At 70.2% G+C, this 22,871-nt stretch carries 21 protein-coding genes; 8 read left to right on the top strand and 13 right to left on the bottom strand.

Translation table 11 applies throughout. The features are described from left to right. Window positions 1-44: 44 nt before the first annotated feature. A complete protein-coding gene (locus ACT89H_RS27080; protein ID WP_445111494.1) occupies window positions 45-353 on the bottom strand; it encodes a hypothetical protein in 309 nt (102 codons plus the stop codon). Further along, window positions 350-592, bottom strand: coding sequence for a hypothetical protein (locus ACT89H_RS27085; RefSeq protein WP_445111495.1), 243 nt, complete (start codon window positions 590-592; stop codon window positions 350-352). Before ACT89H_RS27085 ends, ACT89H_RS27080 begins: the two co-directional genes overlap by 4 nt. 111 nt (window positions 593-703) lie before the next feature. On the opposite strand from ACT89H_RS27085, the gene ligD reads away from it, so the two are divergent. The 3 genes from ligD to ACT89H_RS27100 all read left to right on the top strand — a co-directional run bounded on the left by ligD (window position 704) and on the right by ACT89H_RS27100 (window position 3,985). Next, window positions 704-1,672, top strand: coding sequence for a non-homologous end-joining DNA ligase (ligD, locus tag ACT89H_RS27090; protein WP_445111496.1), 969 nt, complete (start codon window positions 704-706; stop codon window positions 1,670-1,672). Window positions 1,673-1,750: 78 nt separating this feature from the next. Then, window positions 1,751-2,701 (top strand): D-isomer specific 2-hydroxyacid dehydrogenase family protein, encoded by a 951-nt coding sequence (locus ACT89H_RS27095; RefSeq protein ID WP_445111497.1) that lies wholly within the window; start codon window positions 1,751-1,753, stop codon window positions 2,699-2,701. A gap of 189 nt (window positions 2,702-2,890) precedes the next feature. After that, the gene (locus tag ACT89H_RS27100) at window positions 2,891-3,985 is read left to right on the top strand and encodes a methyltransferase (RefSeq protein ID WP_445111498.1); all 1,095 of its coding nucleotides are present in this window, start codon (window positions 2,891-2,893) and stop codon (window positions 3,983-3,985) included. A gap of 54 nt (window positions 3,986-4,039) precedes the next feature. On the opposite strand, the gene ACT89H_RS27105 is transcribed toward ACT89H_RS27100, so the two are convergent. Beyond that, the gene (locus ACT89H_RS27105; RefSeq protein WP_445111499.1) at window positions 4,040-4,390 is read right to left on the bottom strand and encodes a hypothetical protein; all 351 of its coding nucleotides are present in this window, start codon (window positions 4,388-4,390) and stop codon (window positions 4,040-4,042) included. 244 nt (window positions 4,391-4,634) lie between these two features. On the opposite strand from ACT89H_RS27105, the gene ACT89H_RS27110 reads away from it, so the two are divergent. The 3 genes from ACT89H_RS27110 to ACT89H_RS27120 all read left to right on the top strand — a co-directional run bounded on the left by ACT89H_RS27110 (window position 4,635) and on the right by ACT89H_RS27120 (window position 7,051). Continuing rightward, entirely contained in the window at window positions 4,635-5,339 is a 705-nt protein-coding gene (locus tag ACT89H_RS27110) for an ESX secretion-associated protein EspG (RefSeq protein WP_445111500.1), read from the top strand. Window positions 5,340-5,432: 93 nt separating this feature from the next. Beyond that, window positions 5,433-5,807 carry a hypothetical protein gene (locus ACT89H_RS27115; RefSeq protein WP_445111501.1) on the top strand — a complete coding sequence of 125 codons (375 nt, stop codon included), beginning with the start codon at window positions 5,433-5,435 and terminating at the stop codon, window positions 5,805-5,807. Then, complete coding sequence (locus ACT89H_RS27120) at window positions 5,804-7,051, top strand: hypothetical protein (protein ID WP_445111502.1); 1,248 nt, start codon at window positions 5,804-5,806, stop codon at window positions 7,049-7,051. The genes ACT89H_RS27115 and ACT89H_RS27120 overlap by 4 nt, the downstream gene beginning before the upstream one ends. Before the next feature lie 199 nt (window positions 7,052-7,250). Here ACT89H_RS27120 and proB read toward each other — a convergent pair whose 3' ends face one another. From proB to ACT89H_RS27170, 10 genes are all read right to left on the bottom strand, one after another. Continuing rightward, the gene (proB, locus tag ACT89H_RS27125; protein WP_445111503.1) at window positions 7,251-8,393 is read right to left on the bottom strand and encodes a glutamate 5-kinase; all 1,143 of its coding nucleotides are present in this window, start codon (window positions 8,391-8,393) and stop codon (window positions 7,251-7,253) included. A gap of 140 nt (window positions 8,394-8,533) precedes the next feature. Beyond that, the gene (gene obgE, locus ACT89H_RS27130; RefSeq protein WP_445111504.1) at window positions 8,534-9,988 is read right to left on the bottom strand and encodes a GTPase ObgE; all 1,455 of its coding nucleotides are present in this window, start codon (window positions 9,986-9,988) and stop codon (window positions 8,534-8,536) included. A 121-nt stretch (window positions 9,989-10,109) separates the two neighbouring features. Continuing rightward, a complete protein-coding gene (gene rpmA / locus ACT89H_RS27135) occupies window positions 10,110-10,376 on the bottom strand; it encodes a 50S ribosomal protein L27 (protein WP_445111505.1) in 267 nt (88 codons plus the stop codon). A gap of 22 nt (window positions 10,377-10,398) precedes the next feature. Next, window positions 10,399-10,710, bottom strand: coding sequence for a 50S ribosomal protein L21 (gene rplU, locus ACT89H_RS27140; protein WP_039796660.1), 312 nt, complete (start codon window positions 10,708-10,710; stop codon window positions 10,399-10,401). A gap of 335 nt (window positions 10,711-11,045) precedes the next feature. Then, window positions 11,046-14,462 (bottom strand): translation initiation factor IF-2 N-terminal domain-containing protein, encoded by a 3,417-nt coding sequence (locus ACT89H_RS27145; RefSeq protein WP_445111506.1) that lies wholly within the window; start codon window positions 14,460-14,462, stop codon window positions 11,046-11,048. Window positions 14,463-14,932: 470 nt separating this feature from the next. Continuing rightward, window positions 14,933-15,349: a nucleoside-diphosphate kinase gene (ndk, locus tag ACT89H_RS27150; protein ID WP_445111507.1), complete on the bottom strand. Its 417-nt coding sequence runs from the start codon at window positions 15,347-15,349 to the stop codon at window positions 14,933-14,935. Between the two features lie 132 nt (window positions 15,350-15,481). Further along, the gene (locus ACT89H_RS27155) at window positions 15,482-15,898 is read right to left on the bottom strand and encodes a DUF4233 domain-containing protein (RefSeq protein WP_445111508.1); all 417 of its coding nucleotides are present in this window, start codon (window positions 15,896-15,898) and stop codon (window positions 15,482-15,484) included. Between the two features lie 103 nt (window positions 15,899-16,001). Further along, window positions 16,002-17,387 (bottom strand): bifunctional tetrahydrofolate synthase/dihydrofolate synthase, encoded by a 1,386-nt coding sequence (gene folC, locus ACT89H_RS27160; RefSeq protein ID WP_445111568.1) that lies wholly within the window; start codon window positions 17,385-17,387, stop codon window positions 16,002-16,004. A 77-nt stretch (window positions 17,388-17,464) separates the two neighbouring features. Further along, window positions 17,465-20,143, bottom strand: coding sequence for a valine--tRNA ligase (locus tag ACT89H_RS27165; RefSeq protein WP_445111509.1), 2,679 nt, complete (start codon window positions 20,141-20,143; stop codon window positions 17,465-17,467). Between the two features lie 290 nt (window positions 20,144-20,433). After that, window positions 20,434-21,357: an NAD(P)/FAD-dependent oxidoreductase gene (locus ACT89H_RS27170; protein ID WP_445111510.1), complete on the bottom strand. Its 924-nt coding sequence runs from the start codon at window positions 21,355-21,357 to the stop codon at window positions 20,434-20,436. Window positions 21,358-21,448: 91 nt separating this feature from the next. Between ACT89H_RS27170 and ACT89H_RS27175 the strand changes: the two genes are divergently transcribed. Then, window positions 21,449-22,042 carry a helix-turn-helix domain-containing protein gene (locus ACT89H_RS27175; RefSeq protein WP_445111511.1) on the top strand — a complete coding sequence of 198 codons (594 nt, stop codon included), beginning with the start codon at window positions 21,449-21,451 and terminating at the stop codon, window positions 22,040-22,042. A gap of 178 nt (window positions 22,043-22,220) precedes the next feature. Next, window positions 22,221-22,862 (top strand): AAA family ATPase, encoded by a 642-nt coding sequence (locus ACT89H_RS27180; RefSeq protein ID WP_445111512.1) that lies wholly within the window; start codon window positions 22,221-22,223, stop codon window positions 22,860-22,862. Window positions 22,863-22,871: the final 9 nt, after the last annotated feature.

The following is a 22,871-nucleotide window of genomic DNA, read 5'->3' on the forward strand; positions in this document are numbered from 1 at the left end:
AGCCACAAGGGGGCCGCGAACACGCCGCGCCGCAGGCGCGGCAATTACAAACTGAGCGTCGCCCGCAATCGCGCGTCGAGGGATTCCGTTTCCGCTCGAGTGAGCACGCCGAGGTGTTCGGTGAGCCAGGGCCGGTAGGCGCGGTGCAGTTTCAGGGTGTCGGCCCAGCCGTGCTCGGTGTAGGTGGCCAGCACGTGGCCGGGGTCTTCCTCGCGCACCGGTACGACTTGCAACCAGCGATAGCGCGAAGTGATCACCGCCGAATCGGACACCAGCACCACCGTCATGCGCCGCGGGAAGGGGGTGCCGTCACTGAGAGTCGGGGCGTAGCGCCATACCTCACCGCGTCTCATGCGGCACCGTCGGCGTCGTCATCGTCGGCTGCCTGGGCGAGTGCCACGTCGTCGTAGGCGACGGCCAGCTCCGCTTCCTCGTCGACAGCCAGCGCGGTCAGGCTGTCGTGCACGAGCGTGGTGCGCAGCGCGGCGTTGATCACCGCCGACAGGCTGCGGTTCTGGCGGTCGGCGGCCTCTCTGGCCCACTCCGCCACCTGCGGATCCAGCGTGACGGTCACGCGCGTCGCCTTGCTCATACCCGTATGCATACCAGAGCGGTGCGGCGCCGGTGACCGGTACGGGACGTCGGTCGCGGCGGCCCGCGATCGTGCGCGGATATCCTTCGGCTCGGCCACTACAGTCGACCCGTGGCCAGCAAATCCACCGGGTCGGCGATCGAGCTAGAGGTCGGCGACCACACGCTGCGCGTCTCCAATCCGGACCGCGTCTACTTCCCGGAATCCGGCGCGACCAAGCTCGACGTGGTGCGGTACTACCTGAGCGTCGGTGACGGCATCGTCAACGCGCTGCGCGACCGGCCCTGCATGCTGCACCGGTTTCCCAAGGGACTCGCGGGCGACAAGGTGCATCAGAAGCGGCTTCCCGCGGGCGCGCCGGACTGGATTCCGACTGTGCGGGTGTACTTCCCGCGCTATGGCCGGCACGCCGACGAGCTGTGCGTCGAGAAGCTCGCCGACGTCCTCTGGGCGGTGCAGATGTCGACGATCGAATTCCATCCCTGGAATTCCCGCGCCGCCGACACCGAGCGACCGGACGAGTGGCGCATCGACCTCGACCCGATGCCGGACTGCCCGTGGCCGCGGGTGCAGCGCGTCGCCGCGGTGGTGCACGAGGTGCTCGACGAGATCGGCGCCGTCGGGTGGCCGAAGACCTCCGGTGGCAAGGGCCTGCACGTGTACGTCCGGATCGCGCCGCACTGGGGCTTCCAGGAGGTGCGCCGGGCGGCGCTCGCGTTCGCCCGTGAGGTCGAGCGGCGCGCACCCGATGACGTGACCACCACCTGGTGGCGGCGCGACCGCGACCCGGCGACGCTGTTCGTCGACTACAACCAGAACGCGCGCGATCACACCATCGCCGCCGCCTACTCGGTGCGCGGCGTCCCCGCCGCCACCGTCTCCACACCGGTACGCTGGGACGAGATTCCCGACATCGATCCGCGCGACTTCACCATGTCCTCCGTTCCCGCTCGCTTCGCCGAACTCGGCGACCTGCACGCGGGCATGGATGAGGCGGTGTTCCACCTGGAATCTCTCCTGGAGTGGGCCGAGCGGGACAAGGTGGACGTGGAACTCGACGACGGGCAGAGCGGGGCCTAGCGCCGCGCCCGGCGGTGCTACGGTCGCAACGTCCACCCGCTCGCGCCCACGTCCTACTGCTCCGAAGGAGGTCCATCCATGAACCGGTCGGCAGTAACGATCGCAATCGGCCCCGCCGACCCTCCCCCCTCGCTGGTGGAGAAAGCCGTGGTGGAGGCGGGCGCCGCCATCTCCGATCTGGACGAGGCGCGAGGGCTTGTCTGGGTCGGCGGCCCGGGCGAGTTCCCGGAGCGACTGCCCGCCGGTGTGGAGTGGGTGCAGCTGCCGGCCGCCGGTATCGAGGAATGGTTCGCCGCGGGGGTCATCGCCAGGCATCCCGGTGTGCGGTTCACCTCCGCCGCGGGCGCTTTCGCGGCGAGTGTGGCCGAGCACGCGCTCATGCTGCTGCTCGCGGGCGTCCGCTACCTGCCCGAGCACCTGCGCGCGGCGCGCTGGCGGCAACAGGACTTCTTTCCGCACGTCGATACCCTGCGCGGCAAGACGGTGACGATCGTCGGCGCGGGCGGTATCGGCCGCGCGCTGATCCCGATGCTGGTGCCGCTCGGCGCGCACATCATCGCGGTGAACCGCAGCGGACGGCCGGTCACCGGCCCCGGTATCCCGCCGTCGGTCGAGACGATCTCCGCCGAGCATCTCGGCCGGGTCTGGCCGCACACCGATCACGTCGTGGTCGCCGCGCCCGCCACCCCCGCCACCAGGCATCTCATCGGCGCGGACGAACTCGCGCGGCTCAAGCCGTCCTCCTGGATCGTCAACGTCGCCCGCGGCAGCCTCATCGACACCGACGCGCTGGTGGCCGCGCTGCGCTCCGGCGCGATCGGCGGCGCCGGGCTCGACGTCACCGACCCCGAGCCGCTCCCGGCGGGCCATCCACTCTGGTCGCTGCCGAATGCCATTGTCACCCCGCATGATTCGAATCCGCCCCAGCTGCGCCTGGCGGCGTTCGCCGACCATGTGGAAGCGAACGTAGAGCGATTCATCGCAGGCCGTCAGCTACTGGCACCGGTCGATCCCGCACTCGGCTACTGAGGGATCCGGTTCGCAGCACTATCCGAGCGATTCAGCCGGGCAGCGCGGCCGAGGACTTTCTCGATGACATCGCGAACTCGGCCACTGTCGCGCCACCACCGCCGAGCGCGGAGTAACAGCGCAGCGAATCCGGGCGGACGTACCCTCCAAGCAAGCGCAGAGTGCCCACCTTCGACGGATGGAGTCGCCGTGGCGTCCGACCGACCGAGAATTCCGCCGCTGCCGCTGGTACGGGCCGTCGAGTCGGTGCGCGGCGCCCTGGCCGTCGCGTTCCGCAAGCTGGCGCCGGGACACCTCGCGCTGATGGAGCTGATCGCCGCCGGATGGCTCACGCAGGCCATCCATGCCGCCGCGGCGCTCGGCGTGGCCGACGCACTCGTGGCCGGGCCGCGGTCGGGCGCGGACCTCGCGGCGGCGGTCGGCGCCGACGAGGACGCATTGCGGCGGTTGCTGCGGCTGCTGATCAGCCACGGCATCTTCACCCAGCGGCGCGACGGACGTTACGCGCTGACGCCGATGGCGCGAGCCCTGTGCCGGGATTCGAACGTGTCGTTGCGCGACGCGGCGTTGTTCTTCGGCTCGCCCGGTCACCGCAACCATTGGTCGCACCTGGTCGACGCCGTGCGCACCGGCGAACCGGTCGGCGTGAAACTCGACGGGATGCCGTTCTTCGAATACGTCCGGCACGACCGGGAGCTCGGCGAACTGTTCGACCGCGCGATGTCCAGCCTCGGCACCCTGTCGATGGAGCCGCTGTTCGCCGCCTACGATTTCGGCCGCTACGAGACCCTGGTCGACGTCGGCGGCGGCGAGGGAACGATGCTCACCGAAATCCTGCGCCGCGCGCCGCGATCCCGTGGCATCCTGTTCGATCTGCCCGATGTGGTGGCCGCGGCCCCCGCTCGGCTCGCCGCACTCGGTCTCGCCGATCGCTGCGCGGTGGAGAGCGGATCCTTCTTCCACAGCGTCCCCGCGGGCGGTGACGCCTACATCCTCAAGCACATCCTGCACGACTGGGCCGAACCGGACGCCGGGCGCATCCTGCGTACCGTGCGCGCGGCCATGGAACCACACGCCAGGTTGCTGATCGTCGAGCTCGTCGTCCCCGAACACACCGCACCGCACCCGAGCAAATACATCGACTTGGAAATGCTGGTGAACACGGGCGGGCAAGAACGCACGGAGGCCGAGTACCGTGACTTCCTCGCCACGCACGGATTCACGCTGCTCGAGCGCGTACCGACGGCCTCCCCGGACAACGTGCTCGAGGCCCGGCCGAGCTGACCGTGGAGATCTCGAAAAGCCGTCCCCTGACCGGCATTGCGCCGATCCGCGACGCTACGACGTCGCGGGGACGACGAACGCGAGCGTGGCGATCCCCACGGCGCCGTCGGACACACAGGTGACGCGCATCGGCTTGCCGACCGGTGTCTCTCGCGACTGGAAGCCGCTGTAGTAGCCGAACACCAGCCCGGACCCCGCCGATGGCAAGAAGAAACCGAGGCATTCGGCTTCGAGCACCGACGTCCCTTCACCGCTGTGGCACAAGGCGGCCGCATCGGTGACACCACGGTCGACATAGCAGCCCGCGGGCTCGGCTCCGGCGGGCCCGGAACCGGCCCAGACGAGGCCACCCGCGAGGAACAGCAGCACGGTTCCCGCGCCCACTCGCCGCATCATGGTGTGCACCGCAATCCCTCCTCGGCAGACCTCAGCCCAACCCGGTCGTTGCCGTGCCTTTTGCCTATTTCAGCTTCACTATTTCAGCAGAATCGAAGGAGACGGTCGAGCACGACACCGCCGCGAGACCCCGATTTTCCGAGCCGGACACCGAACGCGTCCGGCGAGGCCCGCGCGGGAGTTCCCCCGTCGGGCGTCGGGACCGCTAGGCTACGAACAGCATTGGCTGGTTCGGTGAGGATGTGATTCGGCCGTGGAATGGACCTTCACTCCGGACGAGTTCGCCCATATCTGGCGCGAGACCGACCTGGATCGCCACCCCTTCCCGCTGCGCATCCTGGAAACGCCGAGAACCGAGCACGACGCCGAGAAGTTGGGCATCGCCCTCGCCGAGCGGCTCCCCCTGGGCTCCGACCCCGATCTGTCGGCATGCCTGCGCATTCTGGCCCGCCCACACACCCGGATCGTGGCGATCGGCGGCACGCACCAGCCGGGTGGCGAACTGCGGCTGCTTGCCGCCGCCATCTACGACCGCGCGGTGCTCGCGGTGCAGGACCCCGGCCCGAGCCCGGATTTCGGTGGCGCAGTGCGCATTTCGATCGGCCACAGCGCCAAACTGGGCCGGCGGATCGCAGCGCTGCTGCCGAAGACCCCCGCGGGCCGCGAACCCGCTCGCGTCGCGCCGGGAGCCGAGGTGCGCGACCAGGAGACCGTGACCATGCGGCAGCGAGCAGCGCCACGGATCCGCAAGTTGCTGCTGGAGCCGCATACCGCGGAGGGGCACATCAGGATCGAACCACGGCTGGACCGGCCGACCCCGCCGCCGCCGGTCCATTACACCTGGATCGATGTGCGCGACGACGGAAGATACCTGATCAAGGCGGGCGACGAAGTGCGCATCGCACCCGCCTCCCCTGAGCAGATCGCCACCCAATTACAAAAGCGCATACCGATATAGCTCACTTTCCTGACCGCTGCCGCCGACTATCGGCGACCCGGCGCTGGGGTTCCGGTTAGTCTGGGGCGGACCGACCGATCTCAGGGGTGAGCGATGACGATCGAGACCAGCCGAGCCGATATCGCACGATTCAAGGAGGCCGCGCAGGCCGGGGCCGTCCAGTTCGACGCAGCGGCGGCTCGGCAGTGCGCCGAGATGTACGAACGGCAGGCCGATCGGCTGATCCACCTACAGCAGAGCCTCGAATCCGCCGCGGAGCTGGGGGGTTTCGGCGGGTTCGTCTCCGCCCAGCAGTTGCAGGCGGGATTCGGCCACAAAGCGCGCGACGCCGCGGCGCTGCTCGACCACTACATCGAGGCGGCCTATCGCATGAAGGAAGCGTTCCTGATCAGCGGAGGACTGTTCGAGGAGGCCGACGCCGCAAGCGCCGCCGCCCTGCGCGCGGTGCGGGCGAGGTTGCCCCGATGACCGGTTGCGACCCCGCCTACATCAACTCGATGGAGCATTTCGAGGCGCTGCGGCACGAGGAGATCTACGCGAAGGCACAGCAGATCGATGCCGCGCAGGTGCTGCAGGCGGCGGCGATCTGGCTCGACGCGGCGGGTGCGCTCAGCACGTCGTTCCCGCTCACCCACGGCGGCGTGGATCGCGTGATGGACGCGGCGGACTGGACGGGCGCCGCCGCCGACGCCGCCCGAACCTGCGCACGCAGCTTCGCGGCGTCGGCCGACGAACTGGCCGCGGTGCTCGGTCACGTGGGCGCGCGGCTCGGCGGGGTCGCCGCGGCCGCCGAGGCGGTGAAACTCGCGGTGGTGCCGCCCGGCGTTTCCGGACCGGTCGGCGCCATCGCGCAACTGCTGGAGGCGGCACACGTCATCGACGCGCAGATGGCGCGGGAAGCGCTGCGTCAGGAGGCCGTGCTCGCGATGAACATGGTCTACAAGCCCGCCTATTCCGCGGCCGGATCCGCCGTGCCCGCGCTGCCCGCACCACCCACGGCCACAGCGCCGCAGCCGGTCTCCCCCGGCGCGCCGCGATACTCGGCGCCCGAGCAGACATCGCCGAACGACCAATGGTCGCCGGACACAACGCGCCCCGCGCCGGAGCCGTCCGCGCCGTCGGACGATTCGGCTCCACCTGCCCCGCCGAAGCCGGACCCGCAGCAGACGCCTTCGGCGCCACCCACCCAGCAGGCTCCGCCGCAGCAAGCGCCGTCGACCGAAACGCCGTCGACCGAAACGCCGACGCCCGCACCGGCGACGCCGTCACCCGAGCCGGTACCGCCGACGCGACAGGCGCCGTCCACGACCACGCCGCCCACTACCCAGCCGCCGAGCCCGCCTCCGGCGCCACAGGTCCCGGAACCGACGCAACCACCGAGTTCATCCGCGCCGCCTCCGCCACCGAGCCCATCGCCCGCACCTCCGGTCCCGGAACCGACGCAACCACCGAGTTCGTCCGCGCCGCCTCCGCCACCGAGCCCATCGCCCGCACCTCCGGTCCCGGAACCACCGCCGAGTTCAGCTGTGCCGCCTCCACCCCAGGTCCCGGAACCCGCGCAACCGCCGAGCCCGCAGCCCGCACCACCTCCCGCTGCCGGCCCATCGGTGCAGATGCCGGACCCGAACGGCCAACCCGGAGTCACCGGGCCGGTGGACGGCAGCCAGCAGCAGATGCCGAGCACCAACCAACCGGGTGTCGTCCCGTCCTGACGGCCCGACACCGGATGCTTCCCGCAACGCCGAAGCGCACTCGTCAGTGATGAGGGTCGGGGGATCCCCGCGGCCGGGAGCGGACGGCACCAGCTGGAGCGTCATGAACCGAGGCAGCATCGGGCCCAGCGGATCGACCGCAGTGCCGATCAGCGGCCGACCACGCCGACGGCCGTCCACATCCTCGGAGCGTGCGTGATCAGACCTTCACGAGGTCGTCGGCGTGGATGACGGGACGTTGCATCGTGTCGGGGAGTTCGGCGGTGGAGCGGCCGAGCATGCCCGCCAGTTCGGTGCTGTCGTATTCGACGACGCCCCGGGCGACGACGCGATTGTCCGGAGCCACCAGGTCCACCACGTCGCCGCCGTAGAAGCGGCCACGCACGCCCACGATCCCGGCCGCGAGCAGCGACCGGCGCCGGTGCGCCACCGCCTGCACCGCGCCGTCATCGATGAGCAGTGTGCCGCGGCTGTCGGCGGCGTGCCGGACCCAGAATTTCCGCGCGGACAATCGCACCGGGCGGGCGGCGAACGCGGTGCCGACCGTGCCGGTGGACAGCGCGATGTCGGCGGACGAGGCGGCGGCCAGCAAGACCGGCACGCCCGCGTCCGCGGCCAGGCGCGCCGCCGACAACTTCGACGCCATGCCGCCGGTACCGAGCGCGCCGCCGCTGCCCGCGATGACGCCGTCCAAGTCGGCACTGCTGCGCACCTCGGGAATCAGCGTCGCCGCGCCCTTGCGCGGGTCGCCGTCGTAGAGGCCGGCCACATCCGACAGCAGCACCAGCGCGTCGGCGCCGATCAGGTGGGCGACCAGCGCGGCGAGCCGGTCGTTGTCGCCGAAGCGAATCTCCTCCGTCGCCACCGTGTCGTTCTCGTTCACCACCGCCACCGCGCCGAGCGAGCGCAGGCGATCCAGGGTGCGCTGCGCGTTGCGGTGGTGCTCGCGACGGGCGAAGTCGTCGGCGCTCAGGAGCACCTGCCCGACCGTGCGGTCGTAGCGGGCGAACGACGTACCCCAGGCGTGCGCGAGGGCCAGCTGCCCCACGCTCGCCGCGGCCTGCTTGGTCGCCAGATCACGCGGACGGCTGGTCAGACCGAGCGGCGCGATGCCTGCGCCGATAGCGCCCGAGGACACCACCACCACATCGGAACCGGCGCGCATCCGCGCCTCCACCGCGTCGGCCAGCCGATCCAGCCGCGTGGTGTCCAGGCCGCCTTTGAGGCTGGTCAGCGCGGACGAACCGATCTTCACCACCACCCGTCGCGCCGCCGCGATCGCCAGCCGCGCCTCGCTCAGGCCCGAGGAATCCGCCTCGGCGCCGATAGACCTCACCCGCATCGCCACCGAACTCCCTGCGCCACAATCGAATCCACGGTGGCCGGGACGCTCGCCCCGGCCCGACCCGGACCGCGAACGATCGAGCCCGCCGACCGTCGCGCCCACCGAGGGCGCACGGCGACTCGACCGTGGTCCACGTCCTACTCCTCGTCTTCCGGTACCAGACCACGTCGCACCCGGGACGCGTGCTTACGCTCGGCCGCGCTGACCCGGTCGGTCTGCTCCAGGCGGATGTCGGTGCCGCGCCCAGTGGGCACCATGTCGATGCCCGCCGATATCTGCGGCTCCCAGTCGAATGTCACGTCGCCGATGGTCACCGGCGCTCCCGGCTCCGCGCCCAGCCGCACCAGCTCGTCTTCCACGCCCAGGCGCGCCAGGCGGTCGGCCAGATATCCGACGGCCTCGTCGTTGTCGAACTGCGTCTGCCGCACCCAGCGCTCCGGCCGGGTACCGCGCACGATGAAACCGCCCGGCTCCTCCGGGTCCGCGCGCACGCTGAATCCGGTGTCGTCCACGGCGATCGGTCGAATGACCGGGCGCTTCGGCGCGGCCCGCGGATGCTCCTCGCGGTACCGGCGCACCAGATCCGCGAGGGCGAAGCTCAACGGACGCAGGCCCGCCCGGCTCACGGCGGAGATCTCGAACACCGGCCAGCCGCGTTCGGTGAACTCCGGGGTCACCATCTCGGCCAGTTCGGCCGCGTCGGGCACATCGATCTTGTTCAAGATCACCACACGGGGGCGGTCGGCCAGATCGCCGAGCCCGGCGTCCGCGCTCAGCGCGGGCTGGTAGGCGGCGAGTTCGGCCTCGAGCGCGTCCACATCGGATACGGGGTCACGGCCCGGCTCCAGCGTGGCACAATCCACCACGTGGGCGAGCACCGCGCAGCGCTCCAGGTGCCGCAGGAAGTCCAGTCCGAGTCCGCGGCCTTCGCTGGCGCCCGGGATCAACCCGGGCACATCGGCGATCGTGAAGGTGGTCTCGCCGCTGGCGACGACGCCGAGGTTGGGTACCAGCGTGGTGAACGGGTAGTCGGCGATCTTCGGCTTGGCCGCCGAGAGCACCGAGACCAGCGAGGACTTCCCCGCGGAAGGAAAGCCGACGAGCCCGACGTCGGCGACCGACTTGAGTTCGAGGACCAGGTCGAGTTCTTCGCCGTCCTCGCCGAGCAGCGCGAAACCCGGCGCTTTGCGGGCCTTCGACGCCAGCGCGGCATTGCCGAGCCCGCCGCGCCCGCCGCGGGCGACGATGAAGCGGTTGCCGGTGCCGACCAGGTCGACGAGCACTTTGCCGTCGTCGTCGAGCACCACGGTGCCGTCGGGCACCTTCAGCACCAGGTCCGCGCCCTGCTTGCCGTCGCGATTGCCGCCCTCACCGGGCTTGCCGTTGCCCGCCTTCGCGTGCGGATGGAAATGGAAGTCCAGCAGGGTGTGCACGTTGGAGTCGACCTCGAGGATGACGTCGCCGCCGTTGCCGCCGTTGCCGCCGTCCGGCCCGCCGAGCGGCTTGAACTTCTCGCGGTGCACCGAGGCGCAGCCGTGGCCGCCCTTGCCCGCACGCACATGCAGTACGACACGGTCGATGAACTTGGACATACGCCGAATCATCCTCCTTCGGGACTGGTCGTACGGAGAGCACTCGTTCGCGAACACGAAAAACGGGCCAGGGTTTCGAGACCCTGACCCGCTCGCGGTATATCCGGAAGTGGTTCGGCGGTCAGGCCTGAACCGGCTCCGGGAGCACGATGTTGATGGTCTTGCGTCCACGCTTGGTGCCGAACTCCACCGCGCCCGCAGCGAGGGCGAACAGGGTGTCGTCACCGCCACGGCCGACGTTCACGCCGGGGTGGAAGTGGGTGCCGCGCTGACGCACCAGGATCTCGCCCGCCTTGACCGTCTGGCCGCCGAAGCGCTTGACGCCGAGTCGCTGGGCGTTGGAATCGCGTCCGTTCCGGGAACTGGACGCACCCTTCTTGTGTGCCATGGCTGGTTCTCCTCGGGATGTCTTACTTGATGCCGGTGACCTTCAGGACCGTCAGCGGCTGACGGTGACCCTGGCGCTTGTGGTAGCCGGTCTTGTTCTTGAACTTGTGGATGCGGATCTTCGGGCCCTTGGTCTGCTCGACCACCTCGGCGGCCACGGAGACCTTGGCCAGCTTGTCGGCATCGGTGGTCAGCTCGGCGCCATCGACGACGAGAACCGGATCCAGCGCCACGGCGGTACCCGGCGCACCCTCGATCTTCTCGACCTTCACCAGGTCACCGACCGCGACCTTGTACTGCTTTCCGCCGGTCTTGACGATCGCGTACGTTGCCATCGGTCGGCTGCCCTTCTTCCTATAGTGCTCGGCACTTGTTCACGCGGCGATTTCTCCGGTCTGATACCACCGGAAATGAAACCGCCACACGACTGGTCTGGTAATCGCCACCGCCTCGGCATCTGGTGGCTCTCGGTATCGAACTGTCGAGAACCGGGCCACGAAGACAAAACATGTTGTCACCGGGCAGCGACTGTCCAAGATTACAGGACGGCCACCGCGACGACCAAACCGGCGTCCAGTCACGCACCGCGGCCATGCCGCCGGTTCGCTGCCGGGACGCCCGTGGCCCCCGCCGGAGGGGACCGGCGGGGGCCACGGGCGTCGACGAGAACTCAGTTCGAGGCGTCCGGCGCACCGGCCGGGCGGCCGACCGCCCGCCTGCGCAGACGGCTGCGCTGCGGCAATTCGACCGGCTCCGGCTGGGAGTAGTCGATCGCGGGCGCGGGCGCCTGATCTCCGGTGGGCAGCACGAACACCGCTCCTGAGCTGTCCGCCGCGGGCGCGGCGGCCGAACGCGCAACCCGCCGGCGACGAACCGGACGGCTCGGACCGGGCTCGGCGGCACCGTTGGCGGCGACACCGTTCTCGGCCGTCGCCACGGTCTCGCCAGTCGAGCCGCGTTCGGCGACGGACTCGGGCTCGGCAACCGGAGCAGACGCCACGACCGGCTCGGGCTCGGCAACCGGAGCAGACGTCACGACCGGCTCGGGCTCGGCAACCGGAGCAGACGTCACGACCGGCTCGGTGTCGGCAGCCGGGGCGGACTCGCCGACGGCGGCGGGCTCCTCCGTCACCACCGGCTCGACCTTCTCGACTTCCTCGATGACCTCGACCACTTCCGCGGGCTCGGTCTCCGGCTCCTCGGCGGGCACCGCCACCGCGGCCGCGACGGTCTCCGCGACGACTCGCTCTTCGGCGGCCTCGGCGGCGACGGCGGGCTCGACCGCATCCTCGACCTGCGGCTCGGCGAAGGTGTCCGTGACCGGCTCCGGCTCCGGCTCCTCGGACTGGTGCGCTGCCATCGCCAGCGCCACCGGATGCGCCCGCTTGACGGCCGCCTCGTCCTCGACGTGTTCGGTCGCGGGACCGGACCCGTTGGCGGGCTGGGGGGCCGCGGCCGCACCCTTGTCCCGGCCACGACGCCTGCGCGAACCACTCTCGCGGGTCCGCGCGGCGGGCTCCTCACCGGAACCGGGCTCCACCGGGTAACTGTGCACGAGGATGCCGCGTCCGTGGCAGTGCTCGCAGGTGGTGGAGAACGCCTCGACCAGACCGGTGCCCAGCTTCTTGCGGGTCATCTGGACCAGGCCCAGCGAGGTGACCTCGGAGACCTGGTGACGGGTGCGGTCCCGGCCCAGTGCCTCGGTCAGGCGGCGCAGCACCAGATCGCGGTTGGACTCGAGCACCATGTCGATGAAGTCGACCACGATCATGCCGCCGATGTCGCGCAGCCGCATCTGGCGCACGATCTCCTCGGCCGCCTCCAGGTTGTTCCTGGTGACCGTCTCCTCGAGATTGCTGCCACCGGCACCGGTGAACTTGCCGGTGTTCACGTCGATCACCGTCATGGCCTCGGTGCGGTCGATCACCAGGGTGCCGCCGGACGGCAGCCACACCTTCCGATCGAGCGCCTTGGCCAGCTGTTCGTCGATCCGGTAGGTCTCGAACACGTCGACGCCGTTGTTCTCGTGCCTGGACACCCTGGCGAGCAGGTCCGGCGCGACGGTGCCGATGTACTTCTCGACGGTGCTCCAGGCCCGGTCGCCCTCGATGACCAGCTTGGAGAAGTCCTCGTTGAACAGGTCGCGGATGACCTTGACCAGCAGGTCGGGCTCTTCGTAGAGCGTCTTGGGCGCGTTGTTGTCCTTGCCGGTCTGCTGCTGGATCGTCCGCCAGGTCGCCTGCAGCCGCTCCACGTCGCGGGCCAGTTCGGTCTCACTGACGCCTTCGGAGGCGGTGCGAATGATCACACCGGCGTCGGCGGGCACGATGTCGCGCAGGATCTCCTTCAGGCGCTTGCGCTCGGTGTCCGGCAGCTTGCGGCTGATCCCGGTGGAGGTGCCACCCGGCACGTACACCAGGAAACGCCCGGCCAGGCTGATCTGCGTGGTCAGTCGGGCACCCTTGTGGCCGACCGGGTCCTTGCTCACCTGGACCAGCACCTGATCACCCGGCTTGAGCGCCTGCTCGATCTTGCGCTCCTTGCCGCCGAGCCCGGCGGCCTCCCAGTTGACCTCACCGGCGTAGAGCACGCCGTTGCGGCCGCGGCCGATGTCGACGAACGCGGCCTCCATGCTGGGCAGGACGTTCTGCACCTTGCCCAGGTAGACGTTGCCCACCATGGACGCGGAGCCGGTGCTCGTCACGAAGTGCTCGACCAGGACGTTGTCCTCGAGCACGGCCACCTGTGTCGCGGTGGGGTGGTCCGGGAAGGACTTCTCGCGCACGACCATCACGCGGTCCACCGCTTCGCGCCGGGCCAGGAACTCCGATTCGGTCAGGATCGGCGGACGACGGCGGCCCGCCTCGCGTCCGTCCCGACGGCGCTGCCGCTTGGCTTCCAGCCGGGTGGAGCCGGTGATGCCCTGGACCTCGTCCAGCGCGACACGGCTGCGGCTCTTGTTGCGCGGCTCGCGCTCGTGCACGACCGTGTTCGGCGGATCGTCGTCGGCGGGTTCGTTCTCGCCCGCCTCACCGGCCACCTTGCGGCGACGGCGGCGACGGCGGCGGCGGCTCGAACCTTCCGGCACGCCGTCCTCGTCTTCGCCCTCGCCCTCGGCGGTCTCCGCGGATTCCGGGGCCCCAGCGGACTCGGCGGACTCGGCGGTCGCGGGAGCCGACTCCTCGTCGGTTTCGGTCTCGGTGTCCTCGCCTTCGCCGTCTCCGTCGGCGTGTTGCTCGCCCCGGCCGCGACCCCGGCCCCTGCGCCCACGGCGCCTGCGCCGCGGCTGGCCTTCGGCATCACCCTGCTGATCGGACGACTCGGGCTCGTCCTCGGTGACCTCGGTCTCCTCCTCGACGGGCTCGGGTGGCTGCTCCTCGGTGCGGCGGGCCTCCCGCTCGGCGCGGCGCCGCCTGCGCGCCTCCTCGGCGGCCGCGGCGTCCGGCGGCAGGAACAGCGGCGCCTGCACGACGGCGGCGGACTCGAACACCGCCGGGGCCACCGGTTCCGGTTCCGGCCGCGCCGAGTGCGTGAACAGCTGCGTGTGGTTGGCCGTGGCGCCGATCGGCGGCTGCGGGGTGAACAGCGTTTCCGGCGCGGAGAAGATGACGCCCGCACCGGCGAAGGGAACGTCGGGGACGGGTGCCGGTTGCTCCACCGGAGGCGCCGCCTGTTCGGCCGCGGGTTGTTCAGCCGCCGGCGCAGGATGTTCAGCCGCCGGCGCAGGATGTTCAGCCGCCGGCGCAGGATGTTCAGCCGCCGGCGCGGGGGGTTCGGCCGCGGGCGCCGCCTGCGTGGGCGCCTCTTCCGGTGACAGCGCGGATACGGGGGCGTCCTCCCGTCCCGCGGCGGGCTGCTCGGCCGCGGCGTCGGCCTCGGCCGTCACCAAGGCGTCGCGCACCGACTCCGCGACGGCCCGGTCGACGTTCGACTGGGCGCTGCGCGCCTCTGCCCCCATCTCGGTCAGCTTGGCCAGGATGCGCTTGCTCGTTACCCCCAGCAGCTTGGCGAGTGCATGAACTCGGATTCGCTCCGGCAATTGTTCGGCATCCTGTGATGTTGTTTCCAGCGGCTCTTGATCGGCCACGAAGTCTCCTCGGGCCCCCGGGCGCGTCCCTCCCGGCGGGAGTGACGCGGCCGACGCGGGGGCGCTGTCCGTTCGACTCGCACCCGGTGGGCGCGAGATCAGGTGGTCTCGCCCCGCGTGCCCGGTTATCTCCTCGGTTGTGCGTCGGTCGGGCTAACTGGTCACGCGGCGCCTGGCTGTATGGCTGAACTCCGCGGCGCGAGCGCTCATCCAGCGTGCCTACACGAACAGCCGACCCGGTGACCAGGCCGTTTGTCCATGGCAGCGATGATCGGCATCGAACCGTGGTGTCATCCGGCTACCCTCGTCACGTTTCGTTCGCGCACCTGCACGAACAGTCGGCGTCGAACGCAGCCGATGCCAGTATCCCACACCGCGCGCCGGGCGTTCGCCATCGGCGCTCCACTCGGTCCGGCCCGCGGCGCGAACGCAGGTGTCGCGGCGGCGCGGGCACGACGATCGAGACCCGGTCAGGCGGGCAGTTCGGGGAACCAGAGGGCGATCTCCCGCTTGGCCGATTCCGGTGAGTCGGAGCCGTGGACCAGGTTCTCCTGGGTCTCCAGAGCGAAGTCTCCGCGAATGCTGCCGGGCACGGCCTTCTCGACCGGGTCGGTGCCGCCCGCGATCTGGCGGAACGCGGTGATGGCGCGGGGGCCTTCCAGGATCGCCGCGACGACCGGGCCCGAGGTGATGAACTCGATCAGGGACCCGAAGAACGGCTTCTCGGCGTGCTCGGCGTAGTGGCCCTTGGCCAGTTCCTCGGACACGTGCTTCAGCTCCAGGGCGGCGATCTTCAGGCCCTTGCGCTCGACCCGTGCCAGCACCTCGCCGACAAGCCCACGGGCCACACCGTCCGGCTTGATGAGTACCAATGTCTGCTCAGTCACGGCGCCCAGCCTATCCGGCATACTTCCCGGTACCGCACCCAGCGGTCGGGCCGACCGGCTTCCCGGAGGCCTCGGCCACGAGACCGCCGCCGGAAAGAGTGCGGGCGTCCCCGGTGGCTCGGCGTCCGGCGGCTACGGCCGCGGGCCGCGCTGGCTCGGCAGCAGCCCCTTCTCCATCCGGCCGCGCACGTCGGCGCGCAGCACCAGGATGAAGCCCCAGACCACGGCGAACACCACGCCGATGACGCCGATGGACAGATGGATGAACGCGCCGAGCAGCACCAGCACCTGCAATCCGAGGTTGAACGGCAGCGCCCAAGACCGCCGCTGCAATCCGGCCCCCAGGAACATCACCACCGCGAGCACCACGAGATAGGTGCCGGACAACCAGGTCACCCCGCCGCCGACGGCAGCGACCACGGGCAACGCGAGCAGCACCACGATCGCCTCGAGCACCAGCGTTCCCGCCATCACCCCGCGGAAGCCCTTCCACGGGTCGGTCGCGGGCGCGGGCACCGACTGTCCGTCTCGTTCGGCCGGTTCGCTCATGCTGTGCCCTCCTCGGCGTCCGCCGTGCTGACCAGGTGTCCGGCGCTCATGCGGTGGTTCTCGGTCCCACCGTGGTCGAGTGGGCCGCCGTCTGCCCTGGGGCTCACGCCGGGTCCTTTCCGAACAGCGCGCGAGCCGCGCCCGCCGTGACCACCGATCCGGTGATGATCACCCCCGCGCCGGACACCATCTCGCCCGCTTCGCCCACCTCTTCGGCGATGGCGATCGCGGTCTCCACCGCGTCGGGCAAGGTGGCGGCGGACACCACGCGCTCGTCGCCGAATCGCTGGACCGCGAGGTCGGCGAGGGTGTCCACGTCCAGCGCACGGGGTGAACCGTTGCTGGTGACGACGATCTCGTCGAATACCGGCTCCAGCGCGGTGAGGATGCCGTCGGCGTCCTTGTCACCGAGCACCGCGACCACGCCGACCAGCTTGCGGAAGTCGAATTCGTCGGTCAACGTCGCGGCCAGCGCCCGCGCGCCCGCCGGGTTGTGCGCGGCGTCGATGAAGATGGTCGGCGCGCTGCGCATCCGCTCCAGCCGCCCGGGACTGGCGGCGCTCGCGAATCCCGCGCGCACGGCGTCGATGTCGAGCCGACGCTGCGCACCCGCGCCGAAGAACGCTTCCACCGCCGCCAGCGCGAGGACCGCGTTGCGCGCTTGATGCTCGCCGTGCAGCGGCAGGAAGATCTCGTCGTACACCCCGCCGAGGCCCTGCAACTCGAGTTGCTGACCGCCCACCGCGATCTGCCGGGCGAGCACGCGGAACTCCGAGCCCTCGCGCGCGACGGCGGCGTCCACCTCGACGGCGCGGCGCAACAGCACCTCCATCGCCTCGGGCTCCTGCTGCGCGATCACCGCGACGTTGTCGCGCGGCACCAGGCTCTCCGGGGCGCGCTTGATGATCCCGGCTTTCTCCCCCGCGATCGAGGCCAGATCGGGACCGAGGTAATCGGTGTGGTCCAGGCCGATCGGCGTGATCACCGCCACCTGCCCGTCGATGACGTTCGTGGCGTCCCAGGTGCCGCCCATTCCGGTCTCGACGACCGCGACATCGACCGGCGCCTCGGCGAAGGCGGCGTAGGCCATGCCGGTGAGCACTTCGAACTTGCTCATCGCGGGGCCACCCGCGGCCGCCGACCGCGTGTCGATCATCTCGACGTACGGCAGCAGTTCGCGGTAGATCTCCACGTACTTCGCCGGGGTGATCGGCGCGTTGTCGACGCTGATCCGCTCGGTGGCCAGCTGCAGATGAGGACTGGTGATCCGGCCGGTGCGCCGGTGCAGCGCAGTGAGCAGCGCGTCGATCATCCTGGTCACCGAGGTCTTGCCGTTGGTGCCCGCGATGTGGATCGCCGGGTAGTTCTGCTGCGGCGAGCCGAGCAGGTCCATCAGCGTGCCGATCCTGGTGAGCGACGGCTCGATCTTGGTCTCCGGCCAGCGCCGGTCGAGTTCCGCCTCGACGAGCGCCAACTCGGCCAGTTCCACCGGCGAGGGGCCGGAGCCGAGTCGCGCTCCGCCGCCACGGCCCTCGTCGTCGCCGTACTGCGGTTCCGGTTCGTGGTTCACTTTCCGCTCATTTCCGCCAGCCGCGCCGCGATGCGCGCCACCTCGTCCGCGGCGATCTGCTGCCTGCCGCGGATCTTCTCGACCACGTGCTCGGGCGCCTTGGCGAGAAACGCCTCGTTGCCGAGCTTGGCCGCGGTGCCCTGGAGCTCCTTCTGCGCGGCGGCCAGATCTTTTTCCAACCTGCGGCGTTCGGCGTCCAGATCGACCGCACCCGAGGTGTCCAGTTCCACGGTGACCGTGCCGGCACTGAGGCGGACCTCCACCGACGCGGTCGCCGCGAAGCCCGCGCCCGGCTCGGTGAGCCGCGCCAGGTTCGCCACCGACGCCGCCTGCTCGCCGAGCCCGGCCTCGTCGACCCCGATCAGCTTGGCCGCGACCTTCTGCTTGTCCGCCAAGCCCTGGTCGCTGCGGAACCGCCGGATCTCCGTGATCAACCGCTGGGTGTCCGAGATGCGTTGCGCTGCTTGCGAGTCCGCGGGCACACCGGAGGCCTGCGGCCACGGCGCGATCACGATCGACTCGCCGCCGGTCAGCGCCTGCCACAACGCCTCGGTGACGAACGGGACCACCGGGTGCAGCAGGCGCAGCACCGCGTCGAGCACGGTGCCGAGCACCAACCGGGTCGCTTCCGCGCGTGCGCCGTCGGCGGCGAACTGCACCTTGGCCAGCTCCAGATACCAGTCGCACAGCTCGTCCCAGGCGAAGTGGTACAGCGCCTCGCACGCCTTGCCGAACTCGTAGGCGTCGAACGCGGCGTCCGCCTCGGCGCGCACCTCGTCCAGCCGGTCCAGGATCCAGCGATCGGCGTCGGTGAGCCGCGCGCGATCGGGCAGATCGCCCACCCGCGCGCCGTTCATCAGCGCGAACTTGGTCGCGTTGAACACCTTCGTCACGAAGCTGCGCGAGGCGAGCACGTGCGGCTCGCCGACGGAGAGGTCACCGCCGGGCTGTGCGCCGCGCGCGAGGGTGAAGCGCGTGGCGTCGGCGCCGAAGGCGTTGATCCAGTCCAGCGGATCGATGCCGTTGCCGCGCGATTTGGACATCTTCTTGCCGAACTGGTCGCGGATCAGGCCGTGCAGGAACACGTCCTTGAACGGCACCTGCCGCTCGCCGCCCTTGCCGGTGGTCAGCACGGCGTCCTCGGCGACGTAGGTGCCGAACATCATCATGCGCGCCACCCAGAAGAACAGGATGTCGTAGCCGGTAACCAGCACGCTGGTGGGATAGAACTGCTCGAGTTCGGCGGTGGCGTGCGGCCAGCCCATGGTGGAGAACGGCCACAGGCCGGAGGAGAACCAGGTGTCGAGCACGTCCGGGTCCTGCACCCACCCCTCGGGCGCCTGCTCGTCGGGCCCGACACACACCACTTCTCCCTCGGGGCCGTACCAGATCGGGATGCGGTGGCCCCACCACAGCTGACGCGAGATGCACCAATCGTGCATGTCGTCGACCCAGTCGAACCAGCGCGGCTCCTGGCTCTTGGGGTGGATCACGGTGTCGCCGTTGCGCACGGCGTCGCCCGCGGCCTTGGCCAGCGACTCGACCTTCACCCACCACTGCATGGACAGGCGCGGCTCGATCGGCTCGCCGGTGCGCTCGGAATGCCCGACGGAGTGCAGGTACGGCCGCTTCTCGGCGACCACCCGGCCCTCCCGCGCGAGCCGCTCGCGCACCTTGACGCGCGCCTCGAAACGGTCCATGCCGTCGAATTCGGTTCCGGTGCCGGTGATCCGGCCGCGCTCGTCCATGATGGTCGGCATCGGCAGCCCGTGCCGCAGACCCATCTCGAAGTCGTTGGGGTCGTGCGCGGGTGTGATCTTCACCGCGCCGGAGCCGAATTCGGGATCGACGTAGTCGTCGGCGATGATCGGGATCTGCCGTCCGGTGATCGGATGCTCCAGGGTGGTGCCGATCAGCGCCCGGTAGCGCGGATCCTCCGGGTGCACGGCCACCGCCGTGTCACCGAGCATGGTCTCCACCCGGGTGGTGGCGACGACGACGTGCGGTTCGGCGTCGTCGAGCGAGCCGTAGCGCAGCGAGACCAGCTCGCCTTCCACGTCCTCGTACTTGACCTCGATGTCGGAGATCGCGGTGCGCAGCTCGGGCGACCAGTTCACCAGCCGCTCGGCGCGATAGATCAGGCCCGCGTCGTAGAGCCGCTTGAACATCGTCTGCACGGCGCGCGACAGGCCCTCGTCCATGGTGAAGCGGTCCCGGCTCCAGTCGACGCCGTCGCCCAGGGCGCGCATCTGCCACTGGATGGCGCCGCCGGATTCCCGCTTCCAGTCCCAGACCTTCTGCACGAACAGTTCGCGGCCGAAGTCTTCCTTCGTCTTGCCGTCCACCGCGAGTTGCTTCTCCACCACGGTCTGGGTGGCGATGCCGGCGTGGTCCATGCCGGGCAGCCAGAGCACCTCGTAACCCTGCATACGCTTACGGCGCGACAGCGTGTCCATCAGAGTGTGGTCGAGCGCGTGGCCCATGTGCAGCGTGCCGGTGACGTTCGGCGGCGGCAGCACGATCGAGTAGGCGGGCTTGCCGCTGCCCGGGTCGGCGGTGAAATAGCCGGCGGCTACCCAGCGCTCGTACATCTCGGCCTCCACCTCGCCGGGGGTCCAGCTTGTGGGGAGGGCATCGGCACGATTACGCGTGTTGTCAGGGGCTGCGCTGGTCACCCCGCGATTCTAGAGCGCGTCGATCCGCCGACTTCGGGTCGGTCGACCGGGCTCGCCACCGCCAGCGGGCGCCGCGCCGGAAATCGGGGGGCGTATCGGCCCGCCGGGGTGCTGCCGACGAATCGCTCGCAGCGGTATTTCGCGACGGAGACAAAGAAAGGCGGAGTCTTCGGTGGATGAGGGACACCGAACACTCCGCCCATGTCAGAAGCTTACCGGCGATCCGAGGCCGAACTCGGAATCCATAAGTAATTCTCAGCTTCCGGCATTTTCTACCCTGGATATTCCCCTTAACGGACGGGCACGGTGGCGTCGGCCATCACCAAATCGCCGTTGATCGCGATCGCGGCGGTCGAGCCCGCCCCCGCCGCGGAAATCACCTGGGCAGCCGGATTGCTCACATTACCGGCGGCCCAGACACCGGGCACGCTGGTGCGCCCGGCGGGGTCGGTCACCACCCAGCCGTTGTCGTCGAAGGCGCAGCCGAGCGCAACCAGCACCTCGTCGTTGGCGCGGAAGGTCGGCGCGACGAACATCGCGGTCCGCCGCACCGCTCGCCCGTCGACCAACTCCACTCCGCGCAGCCGGTCGTCCACCACGAACCGGGTGACCTCGCCTTCGAGCACCCGCACCCCACGCGCGTCCAAGTGCGTGCGGTCACCATCGGACAGCGGCATGGTGTTCGGGAAGAAGACGACATCCTCCGACCACTGCGGCAGCAGCAGCGCCAGGTGCACCGCCCGGGTAATGGCGCCGGGTTCGTGGCCACCGAGCACGCCGATCGGCTGGTCGCGCACCTCGTAGCCGTGACAGTAGGGGCAATGCAGCACGTCGCGGCCCCATCGTTCGCGCACTCCGGGCAGCTGCGGCAGCTCGTCGCGCAGTCCGGTCGCGACCAGCACGCGGCGCGCCCGCAGCGTCGTACCGCCGCGCAGCCGCAGCGCATGCTCCGACTCACCCCGTTCGGCCCCGACGACGACGTCGGAGATCATTTCCGCGCCGTAGCCGGTCACCTCCTCGGCTCCGGCCGCCAGCAACTGCGCAGGGGGCATCCCGTCCCGGGACAGGAACCCGTGCATGTGCTCGGCGGGCGCATTGCGCGGCGCACCGCCTCCGACCACCGCGACTCGCCGCCGTGCCCGCGCCAGGACCAACGCCCCGGACAGTCCCGCCGCACCGGCGCCCACGATCACCACGTCATATGTCTCGCTCATCCGCGATCACCTCCACCGACACCGTGCCGTCTCCATCGGTAAATCGACAACTATCGTTGCTGAATCCGGGAAGAAGCGGTGCACTGGTGACATGTCCACGCCACCGGGCGTCGCCCGAGCCCTCGCCGATATCGGTCCGCGACTCAAAGCGCTACGGACTCGCCGCAACGTCACGCTCAGCGCGCTGGCGGAAAGCACCGGAATCTCCAAGAGCACACTGTCGCGGCTGGAGTCCGGGCAGCGAAAAGCCAGTCTGGAACTGCTGTTGCCGATCGCGATGGCCCACCAGGTGCCGTTGGACGAACTGGTGGCCGCACCGAGAATCGCCGATCCTCGGGTCCAGACGACGGCGCGCAAGCTGAACGGGCTCACCATACTCCCGCTGACCCGGCAGCCGGGGCCACTGCAAGCGTTCAAGATCGTCATCCCGCCCGAGCGCGGCGAACCGGATCCGAAGGTGCACGAGGGTTTCGAGTGGCTCTACGTGCTGTCCGGACGGCTCCGGCTGGTGCTCGGCGAGCACGATCTGGTGCTCGGTCCCGGTGAGGCCGCGGAATTCGACACCCGCCAACCACATTGGTTCGGCAGCGCGGGCCGGGGACCGGTGGAAATCCTGAGCCTTTTCGGCTCCCAAGGCGAACGAATGCATCTTCGCGCGCGGTCGGCGGGCCGGAAACCCGCATGAATCGTCGATGTCCGAAATGTCTGATATTGCCGAAAGGGCGAAAACTCGGGACTCTGGAAGAGTGGAGACCCCAGGCGCACCTTCCCCGACGAATCACCAAGAAAAACCCGGGTTTTCCCGGTTTCCGGACCGGTCTCGGCTGCGGACGCCGGGAGCGGCCGACCCCCCGCCGGAAGCCGTGCCGGAGCACACCGCCGAACCGCGGCTGCCGATCCTGGTCCCGGACGCGCTGCACGATCTACGCGGTCGCGCGTTCGCGGAGATTCGTTACCCCGCCGCGGCGGCGCTGATCGTCGGGGGCGTCCCGGGTGCGGGCAAGAGCACCGCCCTGCGCAAATTCTTCGACGCCGACGCGGCGGCTACCGCACCGTCGCGCAGTCGCGCCGGGGTGCTGGTGCTCGACTCGATTCAGGCGCGCAATCGCTGGCGGCGCACACTCCGGTGGCTGCCCTACCTGCTGTGGCGTCCGGTGGTGCACGTGACGCACTTCCGCGCCGTTCGCACGGCGTTGCGTGAGGTCGACGGCCCGATCGTGATCCACGACTGCGCCACCTTCCAGTGGGCGCGCACCATGATCGCGCGCTGGGCGGCGGAGCGCGAATTGCACCTGCTGCTGCTCGATGTGCCCGCGCCGGTGGCCAAAGCGGGCCAGCACAGCCGCGGACGGCGGACCAACCACATGACTTTCCGGCTGCACGTGCGCGGCTGGCGGCAACTGATGAGCGCGGTGGCGACAGAGCACGCTGCCCGCGGTTCCCGGTCGGTGGTCGTCGTCGACCGCGCGGCCGTCGACCACTTGCGGTGCGTGACCTTCGCCTGACCGGCCCCG

This window comes from Nocardia aegles (genome assembly GCF_052545135.1).